Source organism: Streptomyces sp. NPDC020884, from assembly GCF_044333935.1.
Classification (GTDB): Bacteria; Actinomycetota; Actinomycetes; order Streptomycetales; family Streptomycetaceae; genus Streptomyces.
On sequence record NZ_JBIRRY010000011.1, the window covers coordinates 313,831 to 339,909 of the forward strand.

Below are 26,079 nucleotides of genomic sequence, written 5' to 3' on the forward strand. Positions count from 1 at the left end.
TCCGGTCAGGGTTGCAGGATCCGCTCCCACAGCAGCCCGTCCCGCCAGTCCCCGTCGAGGAGGATCGCGGCGTGCGCGACGCCGTACGGGGTGAACCCGTTGCGGCGCAGCACCCGTTGCGACGGCAGGTTCTCCAGGTTGGTGGAGGCCTCGGCGCGGTGCAGGCCGAGTTCGTCCGTCATCACCCGGAGCGCGAGCCCGACGGCGCTCCCGGCGTGCCCCTGGTTCTGGGCGACGGAGGCGATCCAGTAGCCGACGGAGCCCCGGCGCAGGTGCGGCTGCGGCAGGATGCCTCCGACGGTGACCTGTCCGATCACCTGGTCGCCGGCTAGCACCACGCCCGGCCAGACCATGCCGGCCCGGTATCCGGCCAGGAGGCCCCCGATGCGCTCCGCCTGGCCTTCCGGGGTGAAGTAGTCGGCCGGCTGGGCCGGTTCCCACGGCCGGAAGGCCTCGGCGTCCCGCACCCGGTGCGCGGCGATCGGGGCGGCGTCGGTGGGCTCGATCAGGCGGATCCTGGTGCTGCTGGGCATGGGCCGGTCCTCGTCGCGGTGCGTCGGATGGGAACGGCCAACCTACGCGAGGACGCCCGAGCCGCCCCGGGCCGCCGGGTCAGGGGACCTTCACCCAGTCCAGGGTGCGCTCCACCGCCTTCTTCCAGCCCGCGTAGCCCTCCGCGCGCTTCTCCTCGGACCACTGGGGCGACCAGCGCTTCGACTCGTGCCACTGGGTGCGCAGTTCGTCGGTGCTCTGCCAGAAGCCGGTGGCGAGCCCCGCCGCGTAGGCGGCGCCGAGCGCCGTCGTCTCCGCCACGACCGGGCGGCTGACCTCGACGCCGAGGACGTCGGACTGGATCTGCATGCAGAGGTCGTTGGCGGTGACGCCGCCGTCGACCTTGAGCACGTCGAGATGGACTCCGGAGTCCCGCTCCATGGCCTCGACCACATCGCGGCTCTGGTAGCAGATGGCTTCCAGAGTGGCCCGCGCCAGATGGGCGTTGCTGTTGTACCGGGCCAGGCCGACGATCGCGCCCCGGGCGTCGGAACGCCAGTACGGCGCGAACAGGCCGGAGAACGCGGGCACGAAGTACATGCCGCCGTTGTCCTCGACGCTCCGGGCCAGCTCCTCGCTCTCCGGCGCCGACTTGATGATCTTCATCTGGTCGCGCAGCCACTGCACCGCGGAGCCGGTGACGGCGATGGATCCCTCCAGCGCGTAGACCACCGGGCTGTCGCCGAACTGGTAGGCCACCGTGGTGAGCAGGCCGTGCTCCGAGCGGACCAGCTCGGAGCCGGTGTTGAGCACCAGGAAGTTGCCGGTCCCGTAGGTGTTCTTGGCCTCCCCGGGCTCGAAGCAGACCTGACCGACGGTGGCCGCCTGCTGGTCGCCGAGTACGCCGCCGATGGGGATGGCGGCACTCAGCGGCCGGGAGGTGCGGGTGGAACCGTAGGCGTCCGGATGCGACGAGGGGTTGATCTTCGGCAGCATCGCCCGGGGGATGCCGAAGAAGCCGAGGAGTTCCTCGTCCCAGTCGAGGGTCTCCAGGTCCATCAGCATGGTGCGGCTCGCGTTGGTGACGTCGGTGGCGTGGATGCCGCCGTTCGGGCCACCGGTCAGGTTCCACAGGACCCAGGCGTCGGTGTTGCCGAAGATCGCGTGACCGGCCTCGGCGGCTTCCCGTACGCCGTCGACGTTCTCCAGGATCCACTGGATCTTGCCGGCGGAGAAGTACGTCGCCGGCGGCAGCCCGGCCTTGCGCCGGATGACCTCGCCCTGCCCCGAGCGTTCGAGGTTCGCCGCGATGGCGTCGGTACGGGTGTCCTGCCACACGATGGCGTTGTAGTAGGGCCGCCCGTTGCGCGGATCCCAGACCACCGTGGTCTCGCGCTGGTTGGTGATCCCGATGGCCACCAGATCCGTCGGCGACAGGCCGCCGTGACGCAGGGCGTTCTGCATCACCGAGTTGGTGCGTTCCCAGATCTCCACGGGATCGTGCTCCACCCAGCCGGAGCGGGGCAGGATCTGCTCGTGCTCCAGCTGGTGCCTGGCGACCTCGTTGCCGCCGTGATCGAAGATCATGAATCGGGTGCTGGTGGTCCCCTGGTCCACCGCGCCGATGAAGTCCGCCATGATGTGCCACCTCTTTGGCTGCTGTGGTCAGTCCTTGGGCGCCGGGATGCGTCCCGGCGGTTCGGGTTCCGCGGACGGCAGGAACCGTCCGACGAAGGCCTTGTAGAAGCCCGCTCCCAGCAGGCCGCCGACCAGCGGGCCCAGGATGGGCACCCAGAAGTAGAGATTCCCGTACTGGTCCCGCCACGCACCGCCGTAGCCGGTGAGGAAGCTCGCCAACCGGGGGCCGAAGTCACGGGCCGGGTTGATCGCGTAACCCGCGTTGGTTCCCCAGGCCATGCCGATCGCGACCACGACCAGGCCGATGATGAACGGGCCCATGTTCGAGCCGGGCGGGGTGTTCAGCAGATCCGTGATCGCCATGATCAGCAGCAGCAGGATGGCGGTGCCGATGACCTGGTCGCGGAACGCGCCCCATTCGTGGACCGGCAGTGCCGGGTTGCCGTTGGCCGGCAGGGTGGAGAACACCGACTGGGTCTTGATGGTGTGCCCGGGGTCGGCCTTCGCCAGTGCCTCGCTGTAGTTCCAGCGGACCAGGAGCGCGGCCACGAACGCACCGGCCGTCTGCGCCAGTGCGTAGGGAGCCACCTTGCGCCAGGGGAACCCCTTGAACGTGGCCAGGGCGACGGTCACCGCGGGATTGAGATGGGCCCCGCTCAGCCGGGCCGCCACATAGACGCCCAGCGTGACGCCCAGCCCCCACGCCCAGGCGATGCTGTCGTGGTCCCCGAGCCCGCCGGGGGGATCGGTCAGGGCTCCGCCCGCCGCCACCTGGGCCACGACACCGCATCCGAAGAGGATGAGGATCATGGTGCCCGCGAACTCGGCGGACAGCTCACCGATCAGTCCGGACTTCCTACGTAGTTCAGCCATGGAAGCTTGCCCTCCGCCGACGGCGTCGGCTGTCGACTATCCGAGCAGTGTCAGCAGGCTAAGGCGTTTCACAAGATCGGGCATATCGGGAGGTTTGGGGCGTCGGAGTGCGAGGTCTGCACGAGTCGAACGCGCCATCGGTGGCCCTGCCGCGTCGAATGGCAAGCGAAAGCGCCCTCAGGGGTTGTCGAGTCGCTGAGCATGCATGAGCGTGCGCGGCCTTGAGCCATGGAAAGCATGGTCAGAAGTCAGGTGAGCCTAGGATTAAACAAACGGGTGCCACTGGTCTTCCGAGTGACGCCGCTGAGGATCGGGGCGGTCCGCGCCGGGCCACGTGGGCGGCGCAGACCGCCCGGGGTGGGGGCCCCGGGCGGACCGGGTCTAGGAGAGCCCCGCCAGCTCCAGGCAGGCCGCGATCGACGCCGTCTCCGCCTCGTCCAGGCGGCGCATCGGCGGGCTCATCACGTTGGTGTCGATGATGCCGCGCAGCATCAGGGCCGTCTTGAACGCGCCGAGGCCCGCGGCGGTCGCCGAGGCCGTGCCGGGGCGGGCCGCGCGGACGATGTCGAACAGGCCGACGAGCCGGTCCTGTTCCGCCCTGGCGGTGGCCCAGTCACCCTTCACCGCCGCCTCGTGGAGCCGCACATAGCCGTGCGGGTCCACATTGCCCAGGCCGGGTACGGAACCGTCGGCGCCGCCGAGCATCATCGCGTCCACCACCAGCTCGTGGCCGGTGAGCACCGAGAACCCCGGGAGGCCGCGGGCCCCGATGACCAGCCGCCGGAACGAACCGTCGTCCCCGCTGGAGTCCTTCACCCCCGCGAGCACCCCGTCCGCCGCGAGCGGCAGCAGGAGTTCCGGGTCCAGCTTGCTGTGCACGCAGACCGGCACGTCGTACGCCAGGAGCGGCAGGTCCACGGCGGCCGCGAGGTCCCGGAAGTGCCGGTCGATCTCGGTGACATGGGTGCGCGTGTAGAAGGGCGCGGTGGCCACGACGGCGTCGGCGCCCAGGGCGGCCGCGGCGCGGGCCCGCTCGGCGGCCCGGTCGGTGGTGGTCTCGATGGCCCCGACGAGCACCGGGACCTGGCCGGCCGCCGTCGCGGTGATCACCTTGATGACCTCGTCCTGCCGGCCGGGCGTCAGGTAGGCCGTCTCGCCCGAACTGCCCAGGGCGAAGAGGCCGTTGACCCCGCCGTCGAGAAGATGACCGACGACCCGTTCCAGGGAGGCGCGGTCGAGCTCGCCGTCGGCGGTGAGCGGGGTCACGACGGGCGGTATCACGCCGGAGTAGAGAGGGGAGGGGGCGGTCATGCGGTGCTCCTTGCGGGCGGTGCGGAGGTCCCGGTCCCCGAGGGGGACACGGAGTTCTGGGGGTGGACGCAGTGCCAGCGGTGCTCGCCGGGTCCGAGGGCCGCCTCCGGGAAGACGGTGGCGCACGCGTCGTCGGCCTTCCAGCAGCGGGTGCGGAACGGGCAGCCGGTGGGCGGGTTGGTGGCGGAGGGCACCGGGCCCGTGAGCACGATGCGCTCCGTCGCCTCCAGCAGGCTGGGCGTGGCGGAGAGCAGCGCCTCGGTGTACGGGTGCTCGGGAGAGCCCGCCACGTCGGCGGCGCGGCCCTCCTCGACGATGCGGCCGAGGTAGAGGACGGCGATGCGGTCGGCGAGATAGCGCACGGTCTGGATGTCGTGCGAGATGAACACCATGCCCAGGCCCAGACGTTCGCGCAGGTCGACCAGGAGGTTGAGCACCTGGGCGCGCACCGAGACGTCGAGTGCGGAGGTCGGCTCGTCGGCGACGATCAGCTCCGGTTCGAGTGCCAGGGCGCGGGCGATGGCGACGCGCTGGCGCTGGCCCCCCGAGAGCTGTCCGGGCAGGGCGGCGAGGGTGTGGCCGGGCAGCCCGACCAGGTCGAGCAGCTCCTCGACCCGTGCCTCGCGCGCCTCGCGGGTGCCGCGCCGGTGCACGTCCAGCGGATCGCGGAGGATCTGCCGGACCGTGAGGCGGGGGTTGAGCGCGGTCGAGGGGTCCTGGAAGACGACGCCGACGGCCGAGCCGAAGTCGGTGCGCCGTTCGGCGCCCGACATCTTCCACAGGTCACGCCCGTGGAAGAGGACCTCGCCCTCGGTGGGCTTCTGGAGTCCCGTCAGCACGCGGGCGAGGGTGGACTTGCCGCAGCCGGACTCCCCGACCAGGCCCACGATCTCGCCGCGTTCGACCTTCAGCGTGGCGTCGGTGAGCGCGTGGACGGCATCGCGGGAGAAGATCCCGCCGCTGCGTGCCTTGTGGCGTACGTGGACGCCGTCGAGCCTGATCACAGGGCACTTCCTTCCAGCTTCTCGGCGGCCGTTCCGGCCGGGTGGTGGCAGGCGAAGCCGTGGTCGGCCGTGGTGTCGCGCGAGGTGAGCGCGGGTGTCGCGGTGCGGCAGACGGCGGTGGCGGCGGCGCAGCGTCCGGCGAAGCGGCACCCCTCGCCGAAGCCCTGGGGGGCCGGGACGACGCCGCGGATCTGGTGGAGCCGGTCGGCGCCGGCCTCCAGGGAGACGACGGAGCCGAGGAGGCCGCGGCTGTAGTGGTGGGCGGGGCCGGTGAGGACGGACCGGGTGTCGCCGACCTCGGCGAGCCGGCCCGCGTACATGACGGCGACCCGGTGGGAGAGGTCGCCGACCAGGGCGAGGTCGTGGCTGACCAGCACCATCGCGAAGCCGAGCTCGTCGCGGAGCCGGATGAGGAGTTCGACGACCTGGGCCTGGACGGTGACGTCGAGAGCGGTGGTCGGCTCGTCCGCGATCAGCAGGCGCGGGCTGCGGGAGAGGGCCATGGCGATGAGGACCCGCTGGCGCTGTCCGCCGGAGAGTTCGTGCGGGTAGCTGCGCAGGGTGCGCTCGGGGGAGAGGCCCACGAGTTCGAGGAGCTCGGCGGGGGTCTTCGTGGAGCCGCGCGAGGTCAGCTGCTTCAGCTGGGTGCCGACGAGCACGGAGGGGTTGAGGGAGGAGAGCGCGTCCTGGTAGACCATCGCGATCTCGGGGCCCATCAGGGCGCGGCGTTCCTTGGGCGGGAGCTTCAGCAGGTCCCGGCCGCGGTAGAGGATCTCGCCGCTGACCTCGGCGTTGCGGGCCAGCAGGCCCATGACGGCGAGGCTGGTGATGGACTTGCCGCAGCCGGACTCGCCGACCAGGCCGAGGGTCTCGCCCTCGTGGACGGTGAAGTTCAGCCGGTCGACGACGGGGATGTCGCCGTAGCGGTCGGGGAAGCGGATCGACAGGTCGTTGACGACGAGGAGTTCGTCGGCGTCCGCGCGCACCGGGGTGATGGTGGGCTCGGTGGCGTTGATGTGCCGGGCGAGCTTCGCGAGGGCCGCGTCGATGTCGACCGTGGCGGCGGCCTCGACCGGGTCGGGAGCCGTGGTGGCGGCGGGCGCGGCCGGGGTACGGGCGCTCCTGGGCGCGGCGGAGGCGTCGGTGAGGCCCTCGGAGAGGATGTTGAGCGCGAGAACGGTGATCAGCAGAGCCAGGCCCGGGAAGAAGGTGGCCCACCAGCCGCCCGCCAGGAGGATCTGCCGGCCGTAGGCGAGGACGCTGCCCCAGCTGGGGTCGGGGTCCTGCACGCCGGCCCCGATGAAGGAGAGGCTGGCCTCGAAGATGATCGCCTCGGCGACCATGACGGTGGCGAACACCATGACCGGCGCCATGCAGTTGACGGCGACGTGGCGCAGGACGATGTACCCGCGCCGGGCGCCGATGACCTTCTCGGCCGCGACGTAGTCCTCGCCGTACTGCGCGAGCACGCAGGCCCGGACGACGCGGGCGAGCGAGGGGGTGTAGACGAAGGCGATGGTGAAGATGATCACCGGGACGCTGGTGCCGAAGACGGCGACCAGGACGGCCGCGAGGGCGATCGGCGGGAACGACATCACGACGTCGAGGGTGCGCATGACGGACTCGTCGCCGAGTCTGCGCGAGGTGGCGGCGAGCGAGCCGAGCACGGCTCCGGCGATCAGGGCGACGGCGGTCGCGCCGAGGCCGATGACCAGCGAGTAGCGCGATCCGTGGACCACCCGGGCGAAGACGTCGCGGCCGGCCCGGTCGGTGCCGAACCAGTGGTCGGCGCTCGGGGCCTGGACGGGGGTGCCGGTGGTCAGGGGGTCCTGGGTGAGGAGCGGGGCGAGGACGGCGCCGAGGATGACGACGACCAGGATGCCGAGGGCGACGCGGGAGGTGACCGGCAGGGCGCGGAAGGCGATGCCCGGTCGGGAGAGCTTCTTGGCCAGACGGCCCGTGGCGAACATGTCACACCGTCCTGATGCGCGGATTGACCAGCAGGTAGAGCAGGTCGACGATGACGTTGACCACCAGGAAGGCGATGGCGATGGTCAGTACGGTGCCCTGGACCAGGGCGACGTCGCCGCCGGTGACGCCTTCGAGGATGAGTTTGCCCATGCCGGGCAGGTCGAAGATCGCTTCGATGACGACGGCCCCGCTGAGCAGGTAGCCGACCTTGACGCCGAGCACGGTGAGCGGGGTGACCAGCGCGTTGCGCAGCACCGAGCGGATCACCAGGTGGACCGGCAGGCCGTTGCCCTGTGCGGTGCGGACGTAGTCGCGGTCCAGCTCGGCGACCATCGAGGTGCGTACGAGGCGGGCGAGCGACGCCGCGACCGGCACGGCGAGCGAGAGAGCGGGCAGGGCCATGGTGGTGAGCCAGCCGCCGAACGAGTCGGCGGGGTTGGTGTATCCGCCGGTCGGGAAGATCCGGGTGTTCAGCGCGAACTGCTGGATGAGCAGGACACCGAGCCAGAACGACGGGATGGCGACCCCGGCCATGGACAGCACCCGGAAGAGCTGGTCGGGCCAGCGGTCGCGGTACATCGCGCCCAGGACACCGCCGATGACGGCGAGCGTCACCGCGAGGAACAGCCCGAGGAACGTCAGTTGCAGGGTGAGCGGGAAGGCCGCGGTGATCCGGTCGATCACGGGCTGGCTCGGTGGAACGGTCATACCGAGGTCGAAGTGGAGCAGTTGGCCGAGGAAGTCGAAGTAGCGGATAGGCAACGGGTCGTTGAGCCCGTTGGCCTCCGCGAAGGCTTCCCTGGCCTCAGGACTGGCGCTCTCCCCGAGCGCGTTGTAGGCCGGGTCGGCCGGCGAGAACTGCAGCACCACGAAGACCAGCAGTGCGATGCCGAGAATCATCACCGGCATCATCGCGACGCGGCGCAGCGCGAGCCGGAGAAAAGCAACCATCGTCGGGTTCCTTGCGATCGGGCGGAGGGCGGGTCCGGGCCGCCGGGGAGGTGGCGGCCCGGACCGGACGGACGTCAGGCGCGGCCGACGCCCACGAAGGACAGGCCCGTGGTGGGCAGCGGCTTGAAGCCGGGCAGGGCCTTGTCGTTCCAGGCGGTGGGCAGCTTGCGGTGCAGGATCGGGTAGAGCGCGGCCTCGTCGGCGACCAGGTCGGTGATCTCGCCCCACAGCTGCTTGCGCGTCGCCTCGTCGGCGGCCTGGGCGGCCTTGTCGAGGAGCTGCTTGACCTTCTTGTACGCGGGGGAGCCGGACCAGCCGTAGCGCTTCTCCGGCCAGAAGCCGTAGTAGAACCAGCGCATCAGGAGGTCGACGTCGTTGCCGAAGACCGAGGGGTCGCCCGGGGCCACCATGACCTCGAAGTCGCCGCCGTCGACCTTGGCGTACTGGGCGGCGGACTGGGCGATGTTCAAGGTGGCCTCGATGCCGGCCGCGGCCCAGCTCTCCTTGAGCAGCGGGGCGATGTCCTTGACCCAGCCGGTGTCGGTGGTCAGCACGGTGAACTTGAGCTTGGCCACGCCCGCGTCGGCCAGCAGCTTCTTCGCCTTGGCCGTGTCGTGGGTGTAGGCGGTGGCGGCCCGGTGGAAGTCGGGGTGGGTGGTGGGGACGTAGCCGGTGGCGGCCGTCGCGTTCCCGACCATCGCGGTCTTGATGATCTTCTCGGTGTCCAGCGCGTAGTGCAGGGCCTGGCGCACCCGCTTGTCCGCGAACCGCTTGTCGGCGGTGTTGAACATCAGGAAGAGGAGGCCGAAGGACTGCACGGACTCGGTCTTCGTGGTGGCGGAGAGCCTCTGGACGTCGATGTACGGGACGTCCTCGATGGCCTGGACGCGGCCGGACTCCATGGCGCTGACGCGGGCCGACTGGTCCGACATCAGGCGCCAGACCATCTTCTTGGCCTTGGCCGGGTGCGGGCCGTTGTACTGCGCGTACTTCTCGAAGACGATCTTGTCCTCGCGGGTCGCCTCGACGAACCGGTAGGGCCCCGAGCCGACGGGCTTGGCGTCGAAGCCCTTGACGTCCGCCTCGACGATCTTCTTCGGCACGATCCGTGCCACGGCGATGCGGGAGGGGAAGAGCGCGAAGGCGTATCGGAGCTTGAACTCGACCGTCTTCGCGTCGACCGCCGTGACCGTGTCGATGAAGGGCACGAACTGTGCCATCAGCGACGCGTTCTTCTCGTCCAGGATGCGTTCGAAGCTGAACACGACGTCCTCGGCGGTGACCGCCGAGCCGTCGTGGAAGGTCGCGCCGTCGCGCAGGGTGGCGCGGTAGGTGGTGGCGTTGATCTTCTTCGGCATCTCGGTGGCGAGCGCGGGGCGTGCCAGGAGTGTTGCGGGATCGAGATCTACGAGCCCCTCGAAGATGTGCATATTGGCGGCGTACGGGGTGGCGCCCGACGTGATCATCGGGTCGAATCCGGTCGACAGGGGGTACGACAGACCGGCCTCGATGGTGCCGTTCCCGTCGCCCTTCTCCGCCGCTCCGCCGGCGGTCGAGGAGGGCCCACCGCAAGCCGAGAGGCCTGCCGTGATGGCGGCTGCCGCGCCGAGGGCACTGGTGTAACGCAGGAAAGTGCGGCGCTCGACGCCGGCTGGCCTCAGCTCGGGCACGGGTCCTCCAAGGGACGTTGGGTGAGGAATGGGTGGAGAACGACTTTTCGAAGGCTATCGGGACGCCTGTACGGCGTGAGCGTCAGACGTCAGATGTCTGATGCCTTGATAGCGTGGGAACGTAGCTCGACAATCGAGAGGGGTCAAGAGGTGGGGAGTTCGCCTATGTCCGGCGCGAAGCCCGGTCGCACCCTGTTGCGGCAGGAGGTCGTCGAGGGCATCAAGCGGTACATTCTCGACGAACGGCTGCGCCCGGGGGACCCGTTGCCGACGGAGCCGGCCCTGTGCGAGGCGCTCGGCGCCAGCCGTTCCAGCGTCCGGGAGGCCGTCAAGATTCTCGCCGCCCTCGACATCGTGGAAGTGCGTCACGGGCACGGGACGTACGTCGGCCGGCTGAGCCTGTCGGCGCTGGTGGAGAGCCTCACCTTCCGCGGCCTGCTCTCGCCGGACGACGACTTCCAGGTGATGGCCGACCTCGTCGACGTACGTGAGCTCTTCGAGCGGGGCATGGCCGACCGGATCATCTCCTCGCTGAGCGCCGGGGAGCTGGACCGGCTGGACGGCCTGGTGGCGACCATGCGGGTCACCGGGGCGGGCGACGGGGACGGCTTCGTCGCGGCGGACCGGGCCTTCCACGCGCTGCTCGTGGCGCCGCTCGGCAACGACCTGATCGGCCAGCTCTCGATGGCCTTCTGGGACGTCTACACCATCGTCGCGCCGCATCTGCAGGGCTTCACGCACGCCGACGAGGCGGAGACCGTCGCCGCCCACCAGAACATCGTGGACGCGGCCCGAGCGGGGGACGTCGCCGCGTTCCTGAAGGCGCTGGGGGAGCACTACGCGCCGGTCAGGCGGCGGATCGCCGAGGCCAGGGCGCGCGGGGAGGCCTGATCGGATCCCGGGGCGCGTCCGGCTCCGATCCGCGGGGCGACGCCCCGGCCCCGGCCTCCGGCGCCGGGCTCCCGGCCGGTCCTGCGGTGGGGAGCGCGCGGCGCCCCGGCCCTTGACGCGCGGCCCGTGGCTCCCTACGGTCTGGTTTGCCATCAGGACATCTGACGTCTTCTGTCCTGTCGCTTCCCTGTCCCCTCCAGGAGGGCGCCGCCATGCCGTCGGCCGATCTCACGCTCGCGGAATGCCGCGCCTACCGCCCCGAGCTGCCGCTCCCCGAGGGGTTCGACGCCTTCTGGTCCGGCGCCCTGGGCGAGGAGACCGGCGGCAGCGCCCCGGGCCGGGCCCGGTTCGAACAGGTCGACAGCGGGCTGACCCAGGTCCGGGTGTACGACGTGAGCGTCCCGGGATACGACGGCCGTCCCGTACGGGGGTGGCTGCGGATGCCCGCCGGGGCCACCGGGCCGCTCGGCTGCGTGGTGGAGTTCCTCGGCTACGGGCGCGGCCGGGGTCTGGCCCACGAACAGCTGATGTGGGCCTGTGCCGGATACGCGCACCTGGTCATGGACACCCGCGGCCAGGGCTGGTCGGCGGCGGGCGGCGACACCCCCGACACCGATCCCGGATCGGCCGGGACCGTGCCGGGCTTCCTGACCCGGGGCGTCGAGAGCCCCGGGACGTACTACTACCGGCGGGTGTTCACCGACGCGGTCCGCTGCGTGCGGGCGATGCGCGAGCACCCCGAGGTGGATCCCGCCCGCATCGTGGTGACCGGGGTGAGCCAGGGCGGGGGCATCGCGCTGGCCGTGGCCGGGCTCGTGCCGGGGCTGGCCGGAGTGATGCCGGACGTGCCGTTCCTCTGCAACATCCCCCGGGCCGCGCGGATCGCCGCGACACCCCCGTACACCGAGATCGCCGCCTACCTCCAGCTCCACCGCGACCGCGTCGAGGCGGTGTTCGGCACCCTGGCGTACTTCGACGCGGCCCACCACGCCACCCGGGCCACCGCCCCCGCGCTGTTCTCCATCGCGATGGCGGACGACGTCTGCCCGCCCTCCACCTGCTTCACGGCCTACCACCGCTACGCGGGCCCCAAGGACGTGCGCGTCTACGAGTTCAACGGGCACGAAGGCGGCACCGAACACCACCGGGCCGAACAACTGGCCTGGGTGCGCGACCTGTTCGCCGGCCTCCCGGCCGGGCGGGCCGGCCGCTCCTGACGCTTCGGCTCGTCGTGCCGTGCGTTCCGCTCCCTCCGTACGTCTCCCCTCACGAGAAGAGAGATCGTCCATGCAGCGCAGAGTCACCGTCGCCCTGTTGTCCGCCGCCGTCCTGGTGGCCGCCACCGCCGGCACCGCCCACGGCGCACCGGCCGTCGCCCCCGCCGCCGGCGAACTGACCTCCCAGGACATCGCGACCCAGGGTGTCGGATCCCCCCACTACCGCATCCCCGCGCTCACGACATCCGTCCGGGGCACGCTGATCGCCGCCTACGACACCCGCCCCACGCTCGGCGACCTCCCCGGCAACCTCGGTGTCGTCGTACGGCGCAGCACCGACGGCGGCACCACCTGGGAGAGCCAGCAGGTCGTCCGCAAGGAGGCGGCCCCCAAGGGCTTCGGCGACCCCAGCCTCCTCGTGGACCGCACGACCGGCCGCGTCTTCGTCTTCTACGCGGGCTCCGTGAACCAGGGCTTCTTCGGCTCGGCCACCGGCAACGACGAGAGCGACCCGGACGTCCTCCAGGCCGACTACAGCTACTCGGACGACGACGGCGTCACCTGGACCCACCGCCGGATCACGAAGCAGATCAAGAACCCCGCGTGGGCGGGCATGTTCGCGGCCTCCGGCGAAGGCATCCAGGTGCGCAACGGTGCGTACAAGGGGCGGCTGATCCAGCAGTACGCCATCCGGAACAACGGCGCCAACTACGCCGTCAGCGCCTACAGCGACGACCACGGCGCGACCTGGAAGACGGGCAACCCGGTCGGACCGGGCGGCGACGAGAACAAGACCGTGGAGCTCAGCGACGGCCGGATCATGCTCAACAACCGCTCCGCGCCCTACCGGACCGTCGCGCACTCCACCGACGGCGGCGTCACCTACACGCCGTTCACCCAGGACACCGACCTGCCCGACCCGGCGAACAACGGCTCGATCATCCGGTACGCCCCGGACGTCCCGGCCTCCCACCCCCAGGCGTCCTGGCTGCTGTTCAGCAACACGGACAGCACCTCGCGGAAGAACCTGACCGTGAAGATGTCCTGCGACAACGGAGAGACCTGGCCGATCCGGAAGGTCGTCAACCCCGACAGCGCCGCGTACTCGACGCTGACCCGGCTGCCGGACGGCCGGCTCGGGCTGCTCTACGAGCGCGAGGACTACCGGCACATCACCTATGCCTCGTTCGACCTGAAGTGGCTCGGCGGCACCTGCGCGGACCTCACCATCACGCCCCCGGCCACGCTGAGGGCGGGGACGACCACGGGAGTGACCGTGCGGGTCGTGAACCGGATGGACGTCACCCGCAACGCGGGCACGCTCGACCTGACCGTGCCCGGCGGCTGGACGACCCGGCAGGTGGCGTTCCCCGCGCTCCGGCCCGGTGAGGGCGCGAACATCGAGGTCCCGGTCACGATCCCGGCGGGAGCCTCCGGCGCCGCCGGGCTGACGGCGACCTACCGGGCCGACGGCAAGCAGGCGTCGGGCAGCCGGTCGGTGACCGTGACCCCGTAACCGCCGCCCCCGGCCGGGTGCGGCTCCAGGCGGGTGCGGATGCCGTCGAAGTGGGCGCGCATCGCCGACGCCGCTCGGGCCCCGTCGCCCGCCGCCACCGCCGCGACGATTTCGCGGTGCTGGTCGCAGGTGACGCCGGGGTCCTGGTGGCCGTCGTCCGTGCTGGTGCGCACCCGGTCCATGGCCGCCCAGAACGCGTCCAGCACCTCGCTGAGGAGGTGGTTGTCGAGCGAGGCGTAGAGCGCCAGATGAAAGGCCCGGTCGGTCGCTCGGGCGACCCGGCCGTCCCGGGCGGCCTCGGACTCCATCGTGGCGACCAGACTCCGCAGCACCTCCAGGTCCTCGGCGGGAATGCCCGCGCTGACGGCGCCGACCAGCCCGGTCTCCAGCGCCTCGCGCACCTTCATCAGCTCCAGCAGCCCCGGCTCGCCCCGGCCGTGCCGCACGACGGCCCGGAAGGCCAGGCCCTCGGCGAAGGGCGTCAGGGAGAGCGAGCCGACGAAGGTGCCGAAGCCGCGTCTGATCTCCACGACGTTCATGGCCTGCAACGCCTTGAGGGCCTCGCGCACCGAGACCCGTCCGGCGGCGAACAGCTCCATCAACTCCGGTTCCGTGGGCAGTGGATCGCCCGGTCCCAGTGCCCGGTCGAGGATCAGTTCCTTGATTCTCCGCTCGATGTCCTGCGCCATGGTGGGGCGGGCCACAACCGTCCTCCTGAAGTGTCGTCGGCCGCCGCGGCCTTGACCGGCCGCCGGGGCATCGGCTTAAGGTAAGCCAAGACGTAAGACATCTTACGTCTCATGTCCTGGTCCCGTCTTCCCTTCCGGGCGAAAGACCGGCGTTCCGAGCGAGCTGGAGCTCTTCCACCATGTCCTTGACCGCACCGTTGCACGGCGTCGTACCGCCGGTCTGCACCCCGCTCGACGACCGCGGGGAGGTCGACACGGCCTCCCTCACCCGGCTCGTCGGACACCTCGTCGACGGCGGCGTGCACGGCCTCTTCGCCCTCGGTTCGACCAGCGAGGTCGCCTACCTGACCGACGCCCAGCGAGCCACCGCCCTGGAGACCGTCGTCACCGCCGCCGCCGGCCGGGTCCCGGTGCTCGCCGGGGTCATCGACACGACCACCCCCCGCGTCCTCGCCCACGCCCGGACCGCCGCCGAGCTGGGCGCAGACGCACTCGTCGCGACGGCGCCCTTCTACACCCGCACCCACCCCAAGGAGACCGCCGGTCACTTCCGCCGGCTGCGCGCCGCGGTCGACCTGCCGCTGTTCGCGTACGACATCCCGGTCGCCGTGCACTCCAAGCTCTCCACCGCCCTGGTCCGCGAACTCGCCGAGGACGGCACCCTGGCCGGCCTCAAGGACAGCAGCGGTGACGAGGGCGGCCTGCGCAGGCTCGTCGTCGGGCTGGGCGGCCGCGAGGGCCGGGCCCGGGGCCCCGTGCCGCACTTCAGCGTGCTGACCGGCTCCGAACTCACCGTGGACGCGGCCCTGCTGGCCGGGGCCGACGGGGTCGTCCCCGGGCTCGGCAACGTGGATCCGGCCGGCTATGTGCGGCTGTACGACGCCGCGCGAGCGGGCGACTGGGCGCACGCCGCCCGGGAACAGGAGCGGCTCGTCGAGCTGTTCGCCATGGTCGACGTCGGGCCCGAGCAGGAGATGGGCCGCAGCTCGTCGGCGCTCGGCTCCTTCAAGGAGGCGCTGCGACTGCTCGGCGTCATCGACCACGCCGCCACCGCGTTCCCGCAGATCCCGCTCTCCGCCGCGGCCGTCGCATCCGTCGCGGAGCGACTGCGCGGCGCCGGTCTGCCGCCGGTCCGATGACCGGGCGGACGGCCGACGCCAGGGTGATCGGCCTCGATCTGGGGGGCACGAAGATCGCGGCGGCCCTCTTCGCGTCCGACGGCGCGGTGCTGGCCCGGCACACCCGGGCCACCCCCGCCCGGGAGGGCGCCACCGCCGTGCTCGACGCGCTCGCCGCGGCGGCGGCCGCGGTGGACCCGGACGGCCGGGCCCGGCTGGTCGGCATCGCCGCCGCCGGGGTCATCGACCCCCGCAGCGGCATGGTCACCAGCGCCACCGACTCCATCCGGGGCTGGGCGGGCACCGCGCTCGGCACCGGCCTCGCCGACCGTACGGGCCTGCCGGTGGCCTGCGACAACGACGTGCGCGCCACCGCGGGACCGGAGCTCGCCGCGCTGTCGGACAGCCGCGGTTCGCTGCTCTTCGCGGCCGTCGGCACGGGAGTGGGCGGCGCCCTCGCCGTCGACGGGCGGATGCTGCACGGCGCCGCCGGTATCGCCGGCCACCTCGGCCATCTGCCCAGCGCCGAGGCGGCCGGGCTGCCGTGCACCTGCGGCGCCACGGGACACCTGGAGGTCATCGCCTCCGGTCCGGGCATCACCGCCCACTACGAACGGCTCACCGGCACTCGGCCGGACCGGCTGGAAACGGTCGCGGCCCGCGCCGCCGGAGGCGAGCAGGCGGCCGTACGGGCCATCACCACCGGCGCGACGGCCGCCGGCCGGGTCCTGGGCGGCCTGGCCAACGCGCTCGGCCCCGACCGGGTCGTCGTCGGCGGCGGGGTCCCCCGTATCGGCGCGCTCTACCGCTCCGCGCTGGCCACGGCCTTCGCCGCCGAACTGATGCCGCCCCTGCGGGGACTTCGCCCCGAACCCCCGCTCCACGGCGGGGACGCCGCCGTACGGGGCGCGGCAGCCCTGACCGCCACCCTTCCCCTCCACCTACCGGGAGCTCACCGATGAACGCACAGGACCTGGCCGCCACGCTCCGGGGCCGGCTGATCGTCTCCTGCCAGGCGCCCCCCGGGGACCCGATGCGGGAGACCGCCACCCTCGTGCGCCTCGCGCTCTCGGCCGCCGCCGGCGGCGGCGTCGCGATCCGCGCCAACGAACCGGAGGTCGTCGCCGCGATCGTGGCGGCGGTGGACCTGCCGGTCATCGGCCTGTGGAAGGACGGCGACACCGGGGTGTACATCACGCCGACCGTCCGGCACGCGCTGGCCCTCGTCGCGTCGGGTGCGGCCGTGGTCGCCGCCGACGCCACCGACCGGCCGCGCCCGGACGGCTCCACCTTCGCCGAGCTCGTCACCGCCGTGCACGCGGCGGGCGCCCTCGTCATGGCCGACGTCGCCACGCTCGCCGAGGGGATCGCCGCCGCCGGACAGGGCGCGGACCTCGTCTCCACCACCCTGTCCGGCTATGTGCCAGGGACCCCGGAGCAGACCGGCCCGGACCTGGACCTGGTGGCGTCCCTGTCGGCCGCGATCTCCGTACCCGTCGTCGCCGAAGGCCGTATCAACACTCCCGAGGAGGCGGCCGACGCGCTCGCCCGCGGCGCCCACAGCGTCGTGGTCGGCACCGCCATCACCGCACCCACCGCCCTGACTTCGCGCTTCGCCGGAGCGCTGGCGCGCAGGGCGGCCGACGGCGCGGGCGAGGCCGCCCGGGGCTGAACCGGCAGAGCGCGGACGGCCGGGCCGCGCCCCACCCCGCCGCAGGGGCGCGGCCACCGGTCTGAGACGCTGTCCGGCACCTGACCAGGCGTTCCACCCGGTCGGCCGCCCACCGCACCTGATCCACCCGCAAGGAAGACATGCAGGGAGTCCTCACCGGATTCACGGTGATCGCCACCGTCATCGCCGTCGGGTACGTCATAGGCCGGCGCGGCTATCTGGGACAGGACGGCCGCGCCGTGCTGACCCGGCTGGCCTTCAACGTGGCGACCCCGGCCCTGCTCTTCACGATGCTCGCCGGCGCGGACCTGTCCGTCGTCCTGTCGGAACGCCTGCTGGTCACCGCGATAGCCATGGCCGCCACGGCCGGTGTCTTCGCCGTGGCGGCCGGGCTGTTCCTGCGCTGGGAGGCCGGACGGGTCACGATCGGCGCCCTGTGCGCCAGTTACGTCAATGCCGGGAATCTGGGCATCCCCATCGCCGTCTACGTGCTGGGAGACGCCTCCCTCGTCGCCCCGGTGCTGCTCCTCCAGCAGATCGTGGTGACCCCGCTGGCCCTGACCGTCCTCGACCTCAGCCGCCCCGGAGAACCGGTGTCGGTCGTCCGGCGGCTGACCACCCCCCTGCGCAACCCGATGGCGATCGGGTCGCTGGCCGGGGTGGTGGTCGCCGCGTCCGGCCGGACGCTGCCGGGGCCCCTGCTCGAACCGCTGGTCCTCATCGGCAACATGTCGGTCCCCGCGGTCCTCCTCGCGTTCGGCATATCGCTGCGCGGCGGCGAACGGCCGGGCCGGGGGGAGGACCGGGGCGCGCTGTACCTGTCCGCCGCGCTGAAGACGGTGGCCCAGCCGGTCATCGCCTGGGCGGTCGGCGCCGGGCTGTTCGGTCTGCGGGGCGGGGCGCTGCTGGACGTCGTCGTGATCGCCGCCCTTCCGGCCGCCCAGAACCTCTTCACCTACGCCTCGCACTACGGGGTCGCCGAGCGGTTCGCCAGGGAGTCCATCCTGTTGTCCACGCTGTTCTCGGTCCCGGTGCTGATCACCGTCGCCGCGCTGCTCGGCCGGTAGACCGGCCGGGCCCGGCGCCCGCGGCGGCCCTCACTCGAAGAACTTGAGGCTCCAGCCCTGGTCCGTGGTCGGGCCGGGGACGTTGGCGCGCCGGTAGGTGGTGTCGCCCCACCACACGAACGAGCCGGTGTACCAGGAGCGGTTCTCCCAGGAGTACGGCGTGCCCTTGGGGACCGCGTGGAACATCGAGGGGAACCGCTGCCCGGCCGGCGGGCTGGTGTTGATGTCCCCGTGCAGCAGGACGAAGGTGTGGTGGCCCGGACCGTCGACGTGCAGCGTCGGGTCCCAGCCGGTCATCATCGTGTCGCGGTGGGAGCCGAAGAGGCAGCCGTTCGACTTGTACCAGTCCCATACGTGGGTGGGGTCGCCGCCCTTGCGCAGCCGCAGGTCGGCCAGGCAGTACCGGCTGCTCCAACTGCCGTTGGCGGAGTACACGACGTGCAGTTGCCCGTTCGGATCCTTGATGGCCTCCGGGCTCTCGTTGATGAAGGGGTTGCCGACCACCCGCTCCCAGCTCTCGCGCGGCTGTGAGATGACATGGCGCCCGCCGGTCGGCGCGGTGGGGCTGCTCATGCGGGCGATGTAGAGGTTCTGCTCGACGTTGGTGTCGCCCGCCCAGCCCGACCAGACGAACCAGCGCTGCCCCTCGAAGGTGAACAGGGTGCCGTCGATGGCCCATTTGTCGTCCGGCAGGGCGAGCTTCTGCTCCGCGGTGTACCCGCTGTCCGGGGCCGCGGAGCTGATGACGTACATCCGGTGGGCGGCGCTGCGTCCGGCGCTGAAGTAGATGTAGTACCGGCCGCCGTCCATCACGATCTCCGGCGCCCAGACCTCGCCGAGGTTCCCGCTGTCCGACCAGACCTTCCGGGCGGGCGCCGAGCCGAGCCCCTCGGGTGACGAGGCCTGCCGTACGACGATGCCCCCGTCGGCCGATTTGACGGCGATGTAGGTGCTGCCGACCCGCAGGACGCTGGGGTCCGCCCCCTTGAGGCCGATGTCGCCCAGCGGCGCGGTCTCCCGTTCGGGGGGCGTTCCCCGGTCCGCCCCGACCGAGGGGAGCGCGAGGGCGGCGGTGAGAAGACCGGCCAGCGCCAGGGCGGCGAGGCCGGAGGAACGGCGGAAGAGTTTCATGAGCTCTTCTTTCCCGTGGGGTGCCTCGGTTCGGACGACGCCCGGCCGAAAGGGTCAGCGGTGGCCGGGCGTCGTCCGGTCAGGACCGGTACTGAGGAGGCCATGGGGGTGGGCGATCCTGACCGTCGCGCTCTTCCACGGCTGCTTTACATCGATAGAAGAGCGCTCTCAGCAGGATCTCGGCGGACCGGGGTCCTGTCAACGCCCGCACCACGGGCAGACCTTGCGCAGTGCGGGCCGCGAAGACGGCCGGCGCCGGTGTGACGCAGACCACTCCGGCGGGAGAACCTGCGGGGCCCGCTCCGCGTCTGGCCGGTGTGAGACTACGCAAGAAGCGGCCCGCGGAGCCGACCGAAGAACATCTCCTCCGCCTGGTCGCCGACGGAGACCGCACCGCCTTCGACGAGCTGTACCGGCGTACGTCGCCCTGGCTGGCGGTACGGCTGCGACGCCGGTGCGCCGACGAGCAGATCGTCGCCGAGGTCATGCAGGAGACCTATCTCGCCGTCTGGCGCGCCGCCGGGGCCTTCGTCGGCAGCGCCGTCGGCGGGAGCGCCGCGGGGTGGCTCTGGACGATCGCGGCCCGCCGCCTCGTCGACGCCTTCCGCCGCCGCGCCCACCACGCCGAACCGCCCGTCGCCGCCGCCGGACGCGCCACCGCCCCGGCCGCCGAGGACGAGGCGCTGGCCGCCGCCGTCGGCGGGGAGGTCGGGGACGCCCTGCGGACCCTCGCCCCGGAGCTGCGGCAGGTGCTCCAGGCACTGGTGCTCGACGGCCTCTCGGTCCGGGAGACCTCCGTCCTGCTCGACCTCCCCGAAGGCACCGTCAAGACCCGGGCCCGCCGGGCCCGTATCGCGATGAGAAGGGCACTGGCATGAGCGCCGAGCATCCGTCCGACCCGCTGGTCAGCAGCTACGCGCGCGGCGACGACCTGCCCGCCGACGAACTGTGGGCCGTGGAGGCCCACCTGGAGCGGTGCGCCGGCTGCCGCGGCCGACTGGCCGCCGCCGCGGCCGGCGTGCCCGCCGTCACCGACCTGCTGACCGCCGTCCGCAGTGGACTGGAACCGGCCCTGAACCGTTCGACGCCCGCCCCGCGCGGCCGTCGCCGGCCGACGGCCTGGGCCACCCCGGTGATGGGTCCCTGGCTGGCCATGGTCATCGGCGTGAGCGTCGTCGCGGTGCTGCTGGACCGCACCGCGGGCTGGACCCGAGGCGCACCGCCCGTCCTGCTGCTGGCGCCGGTGCTGCCGCTCGCCGGAGTCGCCGCGGCCTGGTCGCGCGGCCTGGACCCGGCGTTCGAACTGACCGCCGTCACCCCCCGCGCGGGCCTGTCCCTGCTGCTGCGGCGCACCCTGACCGTGCTCACCGTCCTCCTCCCGGTCCACCTGGTCGCCGGGCTCCTGACGGGCGTCGCCCTCGCCCAGTGGCTGCTGCCCTCCCTCGCCCTCACCGCGACGGCGCTGGCGCTCGGCAGCGTCATCGGCGTCGGCCGCGCCACCGCAGCCCTCGGCGTGCTGTGGACCGTGGTGGTCCTCGCCCCGGCCGCGGCCCTGGGGCGCCTCTTCCTCCTCCAGCCCGAACACCTCCCGCTCTGGGCCCTGGCGCTCGCCGCCGCGGTCGGCGTCGTCCTGGCACGCCGCCGCGCCTACGCCACCCCCACGAACCTGCGATGACCCCCCGCAAGGAGCAACCGATGACCGTCCCGACCGGCGCGCTCGACACCGCGCCACGCACCTACGCCCACGAGATCCACGCCACCGGCCTCACCGTCGAGGTGGGCCGCGACCGGCGCGCCGTCGACGGCCTCGACCTCGCCCTGGGCACCGGAACCCATGGCCTGCTCGGCCCCAACGGCGCGGGCAAGACCACCCTCATCCGGGCCCTCGCCACCGTGCTGCGGCCCACCGGGGGAGACCTCGAACTGTTCGGCCGCTCGGTCCGCGACCACGGCCACCACCGCGAACTGCGCCGCCGTATCGGCTATCTGCCGCAGGAGTTCGGCTACTACAAGCGCTTCACCGTCCGCGAGTTCGTCACCTACCTGGCCTGGCTCAAGGAGATGCCCGCGCGGGACATCCCCGGCGCCGTGCAGCGCGCCGTGGAACGGGTGGGACTCGCGGACCGGGCCGAGAGCCGGATGAAGGCGCTCTCCGGCGGAATGGTGCGGCGCGTCGGCATCGCCCAGGCCATCGTCAACGACCCCGCGGTGCTGCTGCTCGACGAACCGACCGTCGGCCTCGACCCGGCGCAACGCCTCCAGTTCCGCGCGCTCCTGCAGGAACTCGGCCGGGAGAGCTGCGTGCTGGTCTCCACCCATCTCGTCGAGGACGTCGCCGCGGCCTGCACCGACGTGGTGCTCTTCGACCGGGGCCGCCTCCTCTTCCAGGGCACCCCCGACGCACTGGCCGCCGCCGGGAGCGCCGACCAGCCGGGCGACAGCCCACTGGAACGCGGCTACTCCGCCCTGCTGTCCGGCACCGACCAGGGAAAGGGCAGCTGGTGAACCTCCGCGTCCTGCGCACCGAACTCCTCCGCTCCGCCGCCCTGTGGGCCGGACTCACCGTCCCGGCCGCCGGGTTCGCGTTCCTCTACGGCATCGACGGAAGCTGGTGGGACGGCACGGTGCGCTGGACCGACCAGTGGACCTCGCTGGCCCTGTGGACCCGGGTGCTGCTCGCCTACCTGTGGCCCGTGGCCGTGGGGATCGGGGCCCTGTACGGGCTGCGCGACCACCGCTCCCGGATGCCGGAGCTGCTGGCCGCCACCGCGCGACCCGGATGGCAGCGCGCGGCGACACCGGCCGCGGCGATCGCCCTGGCCCTGGTCGCCGGATTCGGGGTGCTGCTGCTGTGCGGCGGCGTCCAGGTGGCGTTCGGGCCGGCCTCGTACACCCACCTGGGCTGGCTGCCGATCTCGGCCGTCGCCCTGCTCGCCCTGGTGGCCGCGGCGGTATTCGGCATGGGCGTGGCACGGGCCCTGCCCTCGCCGCTGACCCCTCCCGTGCTGGCGGTGCTCTTCCTCGTGGCGAACGTGCTGCTGATGCAGCACGGCGACGGCGAACTGCCCACCGCACGCGTCGGATCACACCTGTTCTCACAGCTCTCGCCGGCGGTCGCCGAGCCGCGCCAGGTGCTGCTGACCCTCACCGGCGCTGTGCACCTGGGCCAGGCCCTGTGGTTCCTCGGCCTGCTGGCCACCGGGTTCGCGCTGCTGAGCGCCCGGCGCCGGCGGGGCCGGCTGATCGCCGTGGCGCCCGTGCTCGCCGGAGCCGCTCTGGCGCTGCTGGTGCTGCCGGGCGACGCACGCGGCAGCTACCGCATCGACCCGGCGGCCGCGGCCCAGGTGTGCGAGGGACCGGTGTGCGTCACCGAGGTGCACCGCCACCGGCTGGACGCCCTCGCCCCGTCCGGCAAGCGGGCGCTGGAGGTCCTGAGCACCGCGCTCGGCGAGGCGGCCCCCCGGCAGCTGCGGGAGGAGACCGAGCTCCGCGCCGTCGGCGAGGACCGCGGGCTCGCCCCCGCCCGGGTGCTCGTGAACTTCGAGGACCCGCAGATCGGCGGGGCGACGGGCGACCAACTGCTGCGCCGGCTGGTCGGGGAGGGACTGGCGCCGAGCTGCCGGGCCGTCAGCTCACGGGAGTTCGGCGGCGACGGGGTCCTCGTGGTGCAGAGCGTGCTGGCGAGCTGGGCGCTCGGATCGTTCCGGCCGATCGAGGTCGACTCGTACGATCCCGAGGCCTACCGCACCTCGATGCGGAAGGCCTGGAAGGAGTTCTCCGCGCTGACCCCGCGGCAGCAGCGGGACCGGGCCGTCGAGGTGCGCAGGGCCGCCCTGGGCTGCGAGTTCACCTGGGCCGAGGAACTGGCCGGGGGAGCGCGGTGACGAACGGGCTCGTGCTGTACGCGCGCTCGCGCCGGGTTCCGGCCACGACCGGAGCGCTCCTCGCGTCGGCGGCGCTGTTCGGAGCGGCCGCGGCGGGCGACGGCGCCGCCGACCCGCGGCTGACCGTCCTGGCCGCAGCCTCCGCGGTGGCGGCGGCGGCCCCCGGACTCGGCGGCCAGGACGCCTCCCTCGACCGGACGGCGGCGATCCGCTGGGCCCCGCTCAGGGCGGCGCACGTGCTGCTGATCGCCGCCGCCGTCGCGCTCGTGCTGCTGGCGGTGCAGTCGGTCGTGGGGGTGCCGGTGACGGCGGCCTTCCTGCTCCGGGACGCGGCCGGGCTGGCCGGTCTCGTGGCGCTCGGGGCCGTCCTGCTCGGTGCGGCGTACGCCTGGGCGCCGGTCGTCGGCTGGCCGGCCGTCACCCTCTTCGCGCCGCCCGACCCCGGCGGCGTCCGCGGCTGGCTGCTGGCCCCGCCCGACGCCGTTCCCGCGGCCTGGACCGCCGCCGTGCTGCTGGCCGTCGGCACCGCCGCCTACGCTGCGGTCGGCCCCCGGAGGTGACCGCCCGGGTCAGTGCTCGCGCGGTGCCGCGGGGGCGTACAGCGTCTCCCGGGGAATGTGCCGGGTGTCCCGGCGGGCCAGCAGCCCGTACAGGACCGCCGGGACCAGGAGGCCCACGATCCAGGAGATGTCCGCGCCGCCCAGCGGATCCGCCAGCGGGCCCGTGTAGAAGTGCGTGACGAGGAAAGGCAGTTGGGCGAGGACGCCGATGGCGTAGACGGTGAGGGCATCCCAGCGCCAGGCGCCGTAGCGGCCTTCGGGGTCGAAGAGCGCGGGGATGTCGTACCGCTCCCGCGAGATCAGGTAGTAGTCGACCAGGTTGATCGCCGACCACGGGGTGAAGAACGTCAGCAGGAACAGCAGGAAGTCCTTGAACGACGTCAGGAAGCTGTCCTTGCCGAGCAGCGCCAGCACCGTCCCCGCCACCATGATGAGCCCGATGTACGCGGCCCGGCCGCGCGGCGACAGGGTCCGCTGCCCGCGGAATCCGCTGATGCTCGTCACCATCGACATGAAGCCGCCGTAGGTGTTGAGCACATTGATGGTCAGCTTGCCCAGCGCGATCACGAAGTACAGGAACGACGCGATCAGCCCCGCGCCGCCGAGGCCGACCACGTATCCGACCTGGTTCGCGAGGAACGCCTCCCCGGCGGTCGCCGCCACGAGCACCCCGAAGGTCATCGACCACTGCGAGCCGATGGCCGACCCGGACAGCGTCCACCAGAACGTGGACCGCCCCGACGTCGTACGCGGCAGATAGCGCGAGTAGTCCGCGACGTACGGCCCGAAGGCGAGCTGCCAGGACGCCGAGAGCGACACCGCCAGCAGGAACATCGGCAGGTCGAAGTGCGCGTCGCCGAGCAGCGCGGAGAGGTCCACGCGGTCCAGCAGGCGGATGCCCAGATAGACGAAGGCCAGCGCGCAGACCACGCTCGCCACCCGTCCCAGGACATGGATCACGCGGTAGCCGATCGCCGCCATGAGGGCCGTGACGACCGCGAAGACGACGATGCCGGCGGTGTCGTTCGTGTGCATCAGCCGGGCGGTCGCCTGGCCGGCCAGGACGCTGCCGCTCGCGAAGAATCCCACGTACATCAGGATGACCAGCAGGAGCGGGACGACCGCGCCCTTCACCCCGAACTGGGCCCGGGACTGGATCATCTGGGGCAGGCCCAGCTTCGGGCCCTGCGCGGAGTGCAGGGCCATGACGGCCCCGCCGAGCAGATTGCCCAGCAGCAGGCCGACGACCGACCACACCACGTCGCCCCCGGAGACGACGGCGAGCGCGCCCGTGACCACCGCGGTGATCTGGAGGTTGGCGCCGAGCCAGAGGGTGAACTGACTGAACGCCGTCCCGTGCCGTTCGTCGTCCGGGACGATGTCGATGGAGCGGCGCTCCACCAGTTCCTCGGCTGCCATGACTCGGCTCCTGCCTCTCTCGGTGGGGTCGTGCTGCCGCCCGGTCCGGGTCGCCCCGGTCCGGGTGCGGCTACTTCTTGATGCCGTGCTTCGCCGCCCAGTCGTACGCGACGTCCTCGGGGTCCTCGCGGTCCTTGTCCACCAGGCGGTTGAGCTCGGTGAGGTCCTTCGTCGTCAGCACGGCCCCGAGGCGGGCGAGCGCCTTGCGGACCGTCGAGTCGGCCTTGCGGTCGGCGATGAGCGGGACGACGTGCTGGCCGGGGATCAGGTTCTTGGGGTCGGTGAGGACGACCCAGCCCTCGGCGGCGATGTCGGTGTCGGTGGTGAAGAGGTTCGCCACGTCCACATCGCCCTTCTTCAGGGCTCCCTTGACCAACGGGCCCGAGGAGTCGAGGGACTTGAACTCCTTGAACTCCACGCCGTACACGTCCTTGAGGCCCACCGAGCCCACCGTGCGCTTCTTGACCTCGGGGGCCGCGCCGATGACCAGCCTGCCGTTGTGCCGGGCGAGGTCGGCCAGGGACTTGAGGCCGTACTTCTCGGCGGTCTCCCGGGTGACGGCGAAGGCGTCGGCGTTCTCCGCCTCGCCGTACGGCAGGATCTGCAGGCCGCGCGGCAGGAGCATCGCGAGCGCGTTCTGCATCGTGCCCTCCTCCGTGGCCGTGGCCTTCTCGTCGAGGTAGTGCAGCAGCGCGCCCTGGTACTCGGGCAGCAGATCGATGTCGCCGCCCTTGAGCGCGGGGATGAGGATCTCGCGGGTGCCCAGGTTGGGGCGGACCGTGGTCTTCACCCCGGCCGCTTCGAGGGCCGCGGCGTAGAGATGTCCCAGGACCTGGTTCTCGGTGAAGTTGGCGGTGCCGATGGTGACGCCGCCCTCGCTGGAGCCGCCGCCCCCGCCGCCGGACCCCCCGCCGTCGAGCGAGGTGATGCCGCCGCTGCAGGAGGCGAGCGCGGGAACGGTCGCGGCGGCGAAGAGGCCGCCGAGGAGATTTCTGCGGTTCATGG

24 protein-coding genes are annotated in these 26,079 nt (G+C 72.4%); 12 read left to right on the top strand and 12 right to left on the bottom strand.

What is annotated here, in order from left to right; all coding sequences use genetic code 11:
- Nucleotides 1-5 precede the first annotated feature (5 nt).
- The 8 genes from ACH4UK_RS31240 to ACH4UK_RS31275 form a co-directional block, all read right to left on the bottom strand.
- Entirely contained in the window at nt 6-533 is a 528-nt protein-coding gene (locus ACH4UK_RS31240; protein WP_398361698.1) for a GNAT family N-acetyltransferase, read from the bottom strand.
- Between the two features lie 79 nt (nt 534-612).
- Nucleotides 613-2,130 carry a glycerol kinase GlpK gene (glpK, locus tag ACH4UK_RS31245; protein WP_398361699.1) on the bottom strand — a complete coding sequence of 506 codons (1,518 nt, stop codon included), beginning with the start codon at nt 2,128-2,130 and terminating at the stop codon, nt 613-615.
- Between the two features lie 27 nt (nt 2,131-2,157).
- Complete coding sequence (locus ACH4UK_RS31250; RefSeq protein ID WP_398361701.1) at nt 2,158-3,003, bottom strand: MIP/aquaporin family protein; 846 nt, start codon at nt 3,001-3,003, stop codon at nt 2,158-2,160.
- Nucleotides 3,004-3,384: 381 nt separating this feature from the next.
- The gene (locus tag ACH4UK_RS31255; protein WP_398361703.1) at nt 3,385-4,314 is read right to left on the bottom strand and encodes a dihydrodipicolinate synthase family protein; all 930 of its coding nucleotides are present in this window, start codon (nt 4,312-4,314) and stop codon (nt 3,385-3,387) included.
- Nucleotides 4,311-5,318 (bottom strand): ABC transporter ATP-binding protein, encoded by a 1,008-nt coding sequence (locus ACH4UK_RS31260; protein ID WP_398361705.1) that lies wholly within the window; start codon nt 5,316-5,318, stop codon nt 4,311-4,313. Before ACH4UK_RS31260 ends, ACH4UK_RS31255 begins: the two co-directional genes overlap by 4 nt.
- Nucleotides 5,315-7,288, bottom strand: coding sequence for a dipeptide/oligopeptide/nickel ABC transporter permease/ATP-binding protein (locus ACH4UK_RS31265; RefSeq protein ID WP_398361707.1), 1,974 nt, complete (start codon nt 7,286-7,288; stop codon nt 5,315-5,317). Before ACH4UK_RS31265 ends, ACH4UK_RS31260 begins: the two co-directional genes overlap by 4 nt.
- A gap of 1 nt (nt 7,289) precedes the next feature.
- Entirely contained in the window at nt 7,290-8,240 is a 951-nt protein-coding gene (locus tag ACH4UK_RS31270; RefSeq protein WP_398361709.1) for an ABC transporter permease, read from the bottom strand.
- A gap of 74 nt (nt 8,241-8,314) precedes the next feature.
- A complete protein-coding gene (locus tag ACH4UK_RS31275) occupies nt 8,315-9,910 on the bottom strand; it encodes an ABC transporter substrate-binding protein (RefSeq protein ID WP_398361710.1) in 1,596 nt (531 codons plus the stop codon).
- 165 nt (nt 9,911-10,075) lie between these two features.
- Here ACH4UK_RS31275 and ACH4UK_RS31280 point away from each other — a divergent pair, with 165 nt between their 5' ends.
- The 3 genes from ACH4UK_RS31280 (at nt 10,076) to ACH4UK_RS31290 (ending at nt 13,534) form a co-directional block, all read left to right on the top strand.
- Nucleotides 10,076-10,801 (top strand): FadR/GntR family transcriptional regulator, encoded by a 726-nt coding sequence (locus tag ACH4UK_RS31280; RefSeq protein WP_398361712.1) that lies wholly within the window; start codon nt 10,076-10,078, stop codon nt 10,799-10,801.
- A gap of 212 nt (nt 10,802-11,013) precedes the next feature.
- The gene (locus ACH4UK_RS31285) at nt 11,014-12,018 is read left to right on the top strand and encodes an acetylxylan esterase (protein ID WP_398361714.1); all 1,005 of its coding nucleotides are present in this window, start codon (nt 11,014-11,016) and stop codon (nt 12,016-12,018) included.
- A 70-nt stretch (nt 12,019-12,088) separates the two neighbouring features.
- Nucleotides 12,089-13,534 (top strand): exo-alpha-sialidase, encoded by a 1,446-nt coding sequence (locus tag ACH4UK_RS31290; protein WP_398361716.1) that lies wholly within the window; start codon nt 12,089-12,091, stop codon nt 13,532-13,534.
- On the opposite strand, the gene ACH4UK_RS31295 is transcribed toward ACH4UK_RS31290, so the two are convergent.
- Nucleotides 13,477-14,238, bottom strand: coding sequence for a FadR/GntR family transcriptional regulator (locus ACH4UK_RS31295; RefSeq protein ID WP_398361718.1), 762 nt, complete (start codon nt 14,236-14,238; stop codon nt 13,477-13,479). The genes ACH4UK_RS31290 and ACH4UK_RS31295 overlap by 58 nt on opposite strands.
- A 164-nt stretch (nt 14,239-14,402) precedes the next feature.
- Here ACH4UK_RS31295 and ACH4UK_RS31300 point away from each other — a divergent pair, with 164 nt between their 5' ends.
- The 4 genes from ACH4UK_RS31300 (at nt 14,403) to ACH4UK_RS31315 (ending at nt 18,080) form a co-directional block, all read left to right on the top strand.
- On the top strand, nt 14,403-15,362 hold the full coding sequence (locus ACH4UK_RS31300; RefSeq protein WP_398361720.1) for a dihydrodipicolinate synthase family protein: 960 nt from the start codon (nt 14,403-14,405) through the stop codon (nt 15,360-15,362).
- On the top strand, nt 15,359-16,303 hold the full coding sequence (locus ACH4UK_RS31305) for an ROK family protein (RefSeq protein ID WP_398361722.1): 945 nt from the start codon (nt 15,359-15,361) through the stop codon (nt 16,301-16,303). Before ACH4UK_RS31300 ends, ACH4UK_RS31305 begins: the two co-directional genes overlap by 4 nt.
- Nucleotides 16,300-17,013, top strand: a complete 714-nt coding sequence (locus ACH4UK_RS31310) for an N-acetylmannosamine-6-phosphate 2-epimerase (RefSeq protein ID WP_398361724.1) — start codon at nt 16,300-16,302, stop codon at nt 17,011-17,013. Before ACH4UK_RS31305 ends, ACH4UK_RS31310 begins: the two co-directional genes overlap by 4 nt.
- Before the next feature lie 140 nt (nt 17,014-17,153).
- Entirely contained in the window at nt 17,154-18,080 is a 927-nt protein-coding gene (locus ACH4UK_RS31315; RefSeq protein WP_398361726.1) for an AEC family transporter, read from the top strand.
- 30 nt (nt 18,081-18,110) lie between these two features.
- On the opposite strand, the gene ACH4UK_RS31320 is transcribed toward ACH4UK_RS31315, so the two are convergent.
- Nucleotides 18,111-19,211, bottom strand: a complete 1,101-nt coding sequence (locus ACH4UK_RS31320; protein WP_398361728.1) for a glycoside hydrolase family 43 protein — start codon at nt 19,209-19,211, stop codon at nt 18,111-18,113.
- A gap of 317 nt (nt 19,212-19,528) precedes the next feature.
- Between ACH4UK_RS31320 and ACH4UK_RS31325 the strand changes: the two genes are divergently transcribed.
- From ACH4UK_RS31325 to ACH4UK_RS31345, 5 genes are read left to right on the top strand one after another with little or no spacing between them, the layout of a single operon-like run.
- Nucleotides 19,529-20,089, top strand: coding sequence for an RNA polymerase sigma factor (locus ACH4UK_RS31325; RefSeq protein ID WP_398361730.1), 561 nt, complete (start codon nt 19,529-19,531; stop codon nt 20,087-20,089).
- Nucleotides 20,086-20,886 (top strand): zf-HC2 domain-containing protein, encoded by an 801-nt coding sequence (locus ACH4UK_RS31330; protein WP_398361732.1) that lies wholly within the window; start codon nt 20,086-20,088, stop codon nt 20,884-20,886. The genes ACH4UK_RS31325 and ACH4UK_RS31330 overlap by 4 nt, the downstream gene beginning before the upstream one ends.
- Nucleotides 20,883-21,716, top strand: coding sequence for an ABC transporter ATP-binding protein (locus ACH4UK_RS31335; protein WP_398361733.1), 834 nt, complete (start codon nt 20,883-20,885; stop codon nt 21,714-21,716). The genes ACH4UK_RS31330 and ACH4UK_RS31335 overlap by 4 nt, the downstream gene beginning before the upstream one ends.
- A complete protein-coding gene (locus ACH4UK_RS31340) occupies nt 21,713-23,095 on the top strand; it encodes a hypothetical protein (RefSeq protein WP_398361735.1) in 1,383 nt (460 codons plus the stop codon). The genes ACH4UK_RS31335 and ACH4UK_RS31340 overlap by 4 nt, the downstream gene beginning before the upstream one ends.
- The gene (locus ACH4UK_RS31345) at nt 23,092-23,655 is read left to right on the top strand and encodes a hypothetical protein (RefSeq protein WP_398361736.1); all 564 of its coding nucleotides are present in this window, start codon (nt 23,092-23,094) and stop codon (nt 23,653-23,655) included. Before ACH4UK_RS31340 ends, ACH4UK_RS31345 begins: the two co-directional genes overlap by 4 nt.
- A gap of 9 nt (nt 23,656-23,664) precedes the next feature.
- Here ACH4UK_RS31345 and ACH4UK_RS31350 read toward each other — a convergent pair whose 3' ends face one another.
- Both ACH4UK_RS31350 and ACH4UK_RS31355 read right to left on the bottom strand, forming a co-directional pair.
- On the bottom strand, nt 23,665-25,074 hold the full coding sequence (locus ACH4UK_RS31350) for a purine-cytosine permease family protein (RefSeq protein ID WP_398361737.1): 1,410 nt from the start codon (nt 25,072-25,074) through the stop codon (nt 23,665-23,667).
- A 70-nt stretch (nt 25,075-25,144) separates the two neighbouring features.
- Nucleotides 25,145-26,077, bottom strand: coding sequence for an ABC transporter substrate-binding protein (locus ACH4UK_RS31355; protein WP_398361739.1), 933 nt, complete (start codon nt 26,075-26,077; stop codon nt 25,145-25,147).
- Nucleotides 26,078-26,079: the final 2 nt, after the last annotated feature.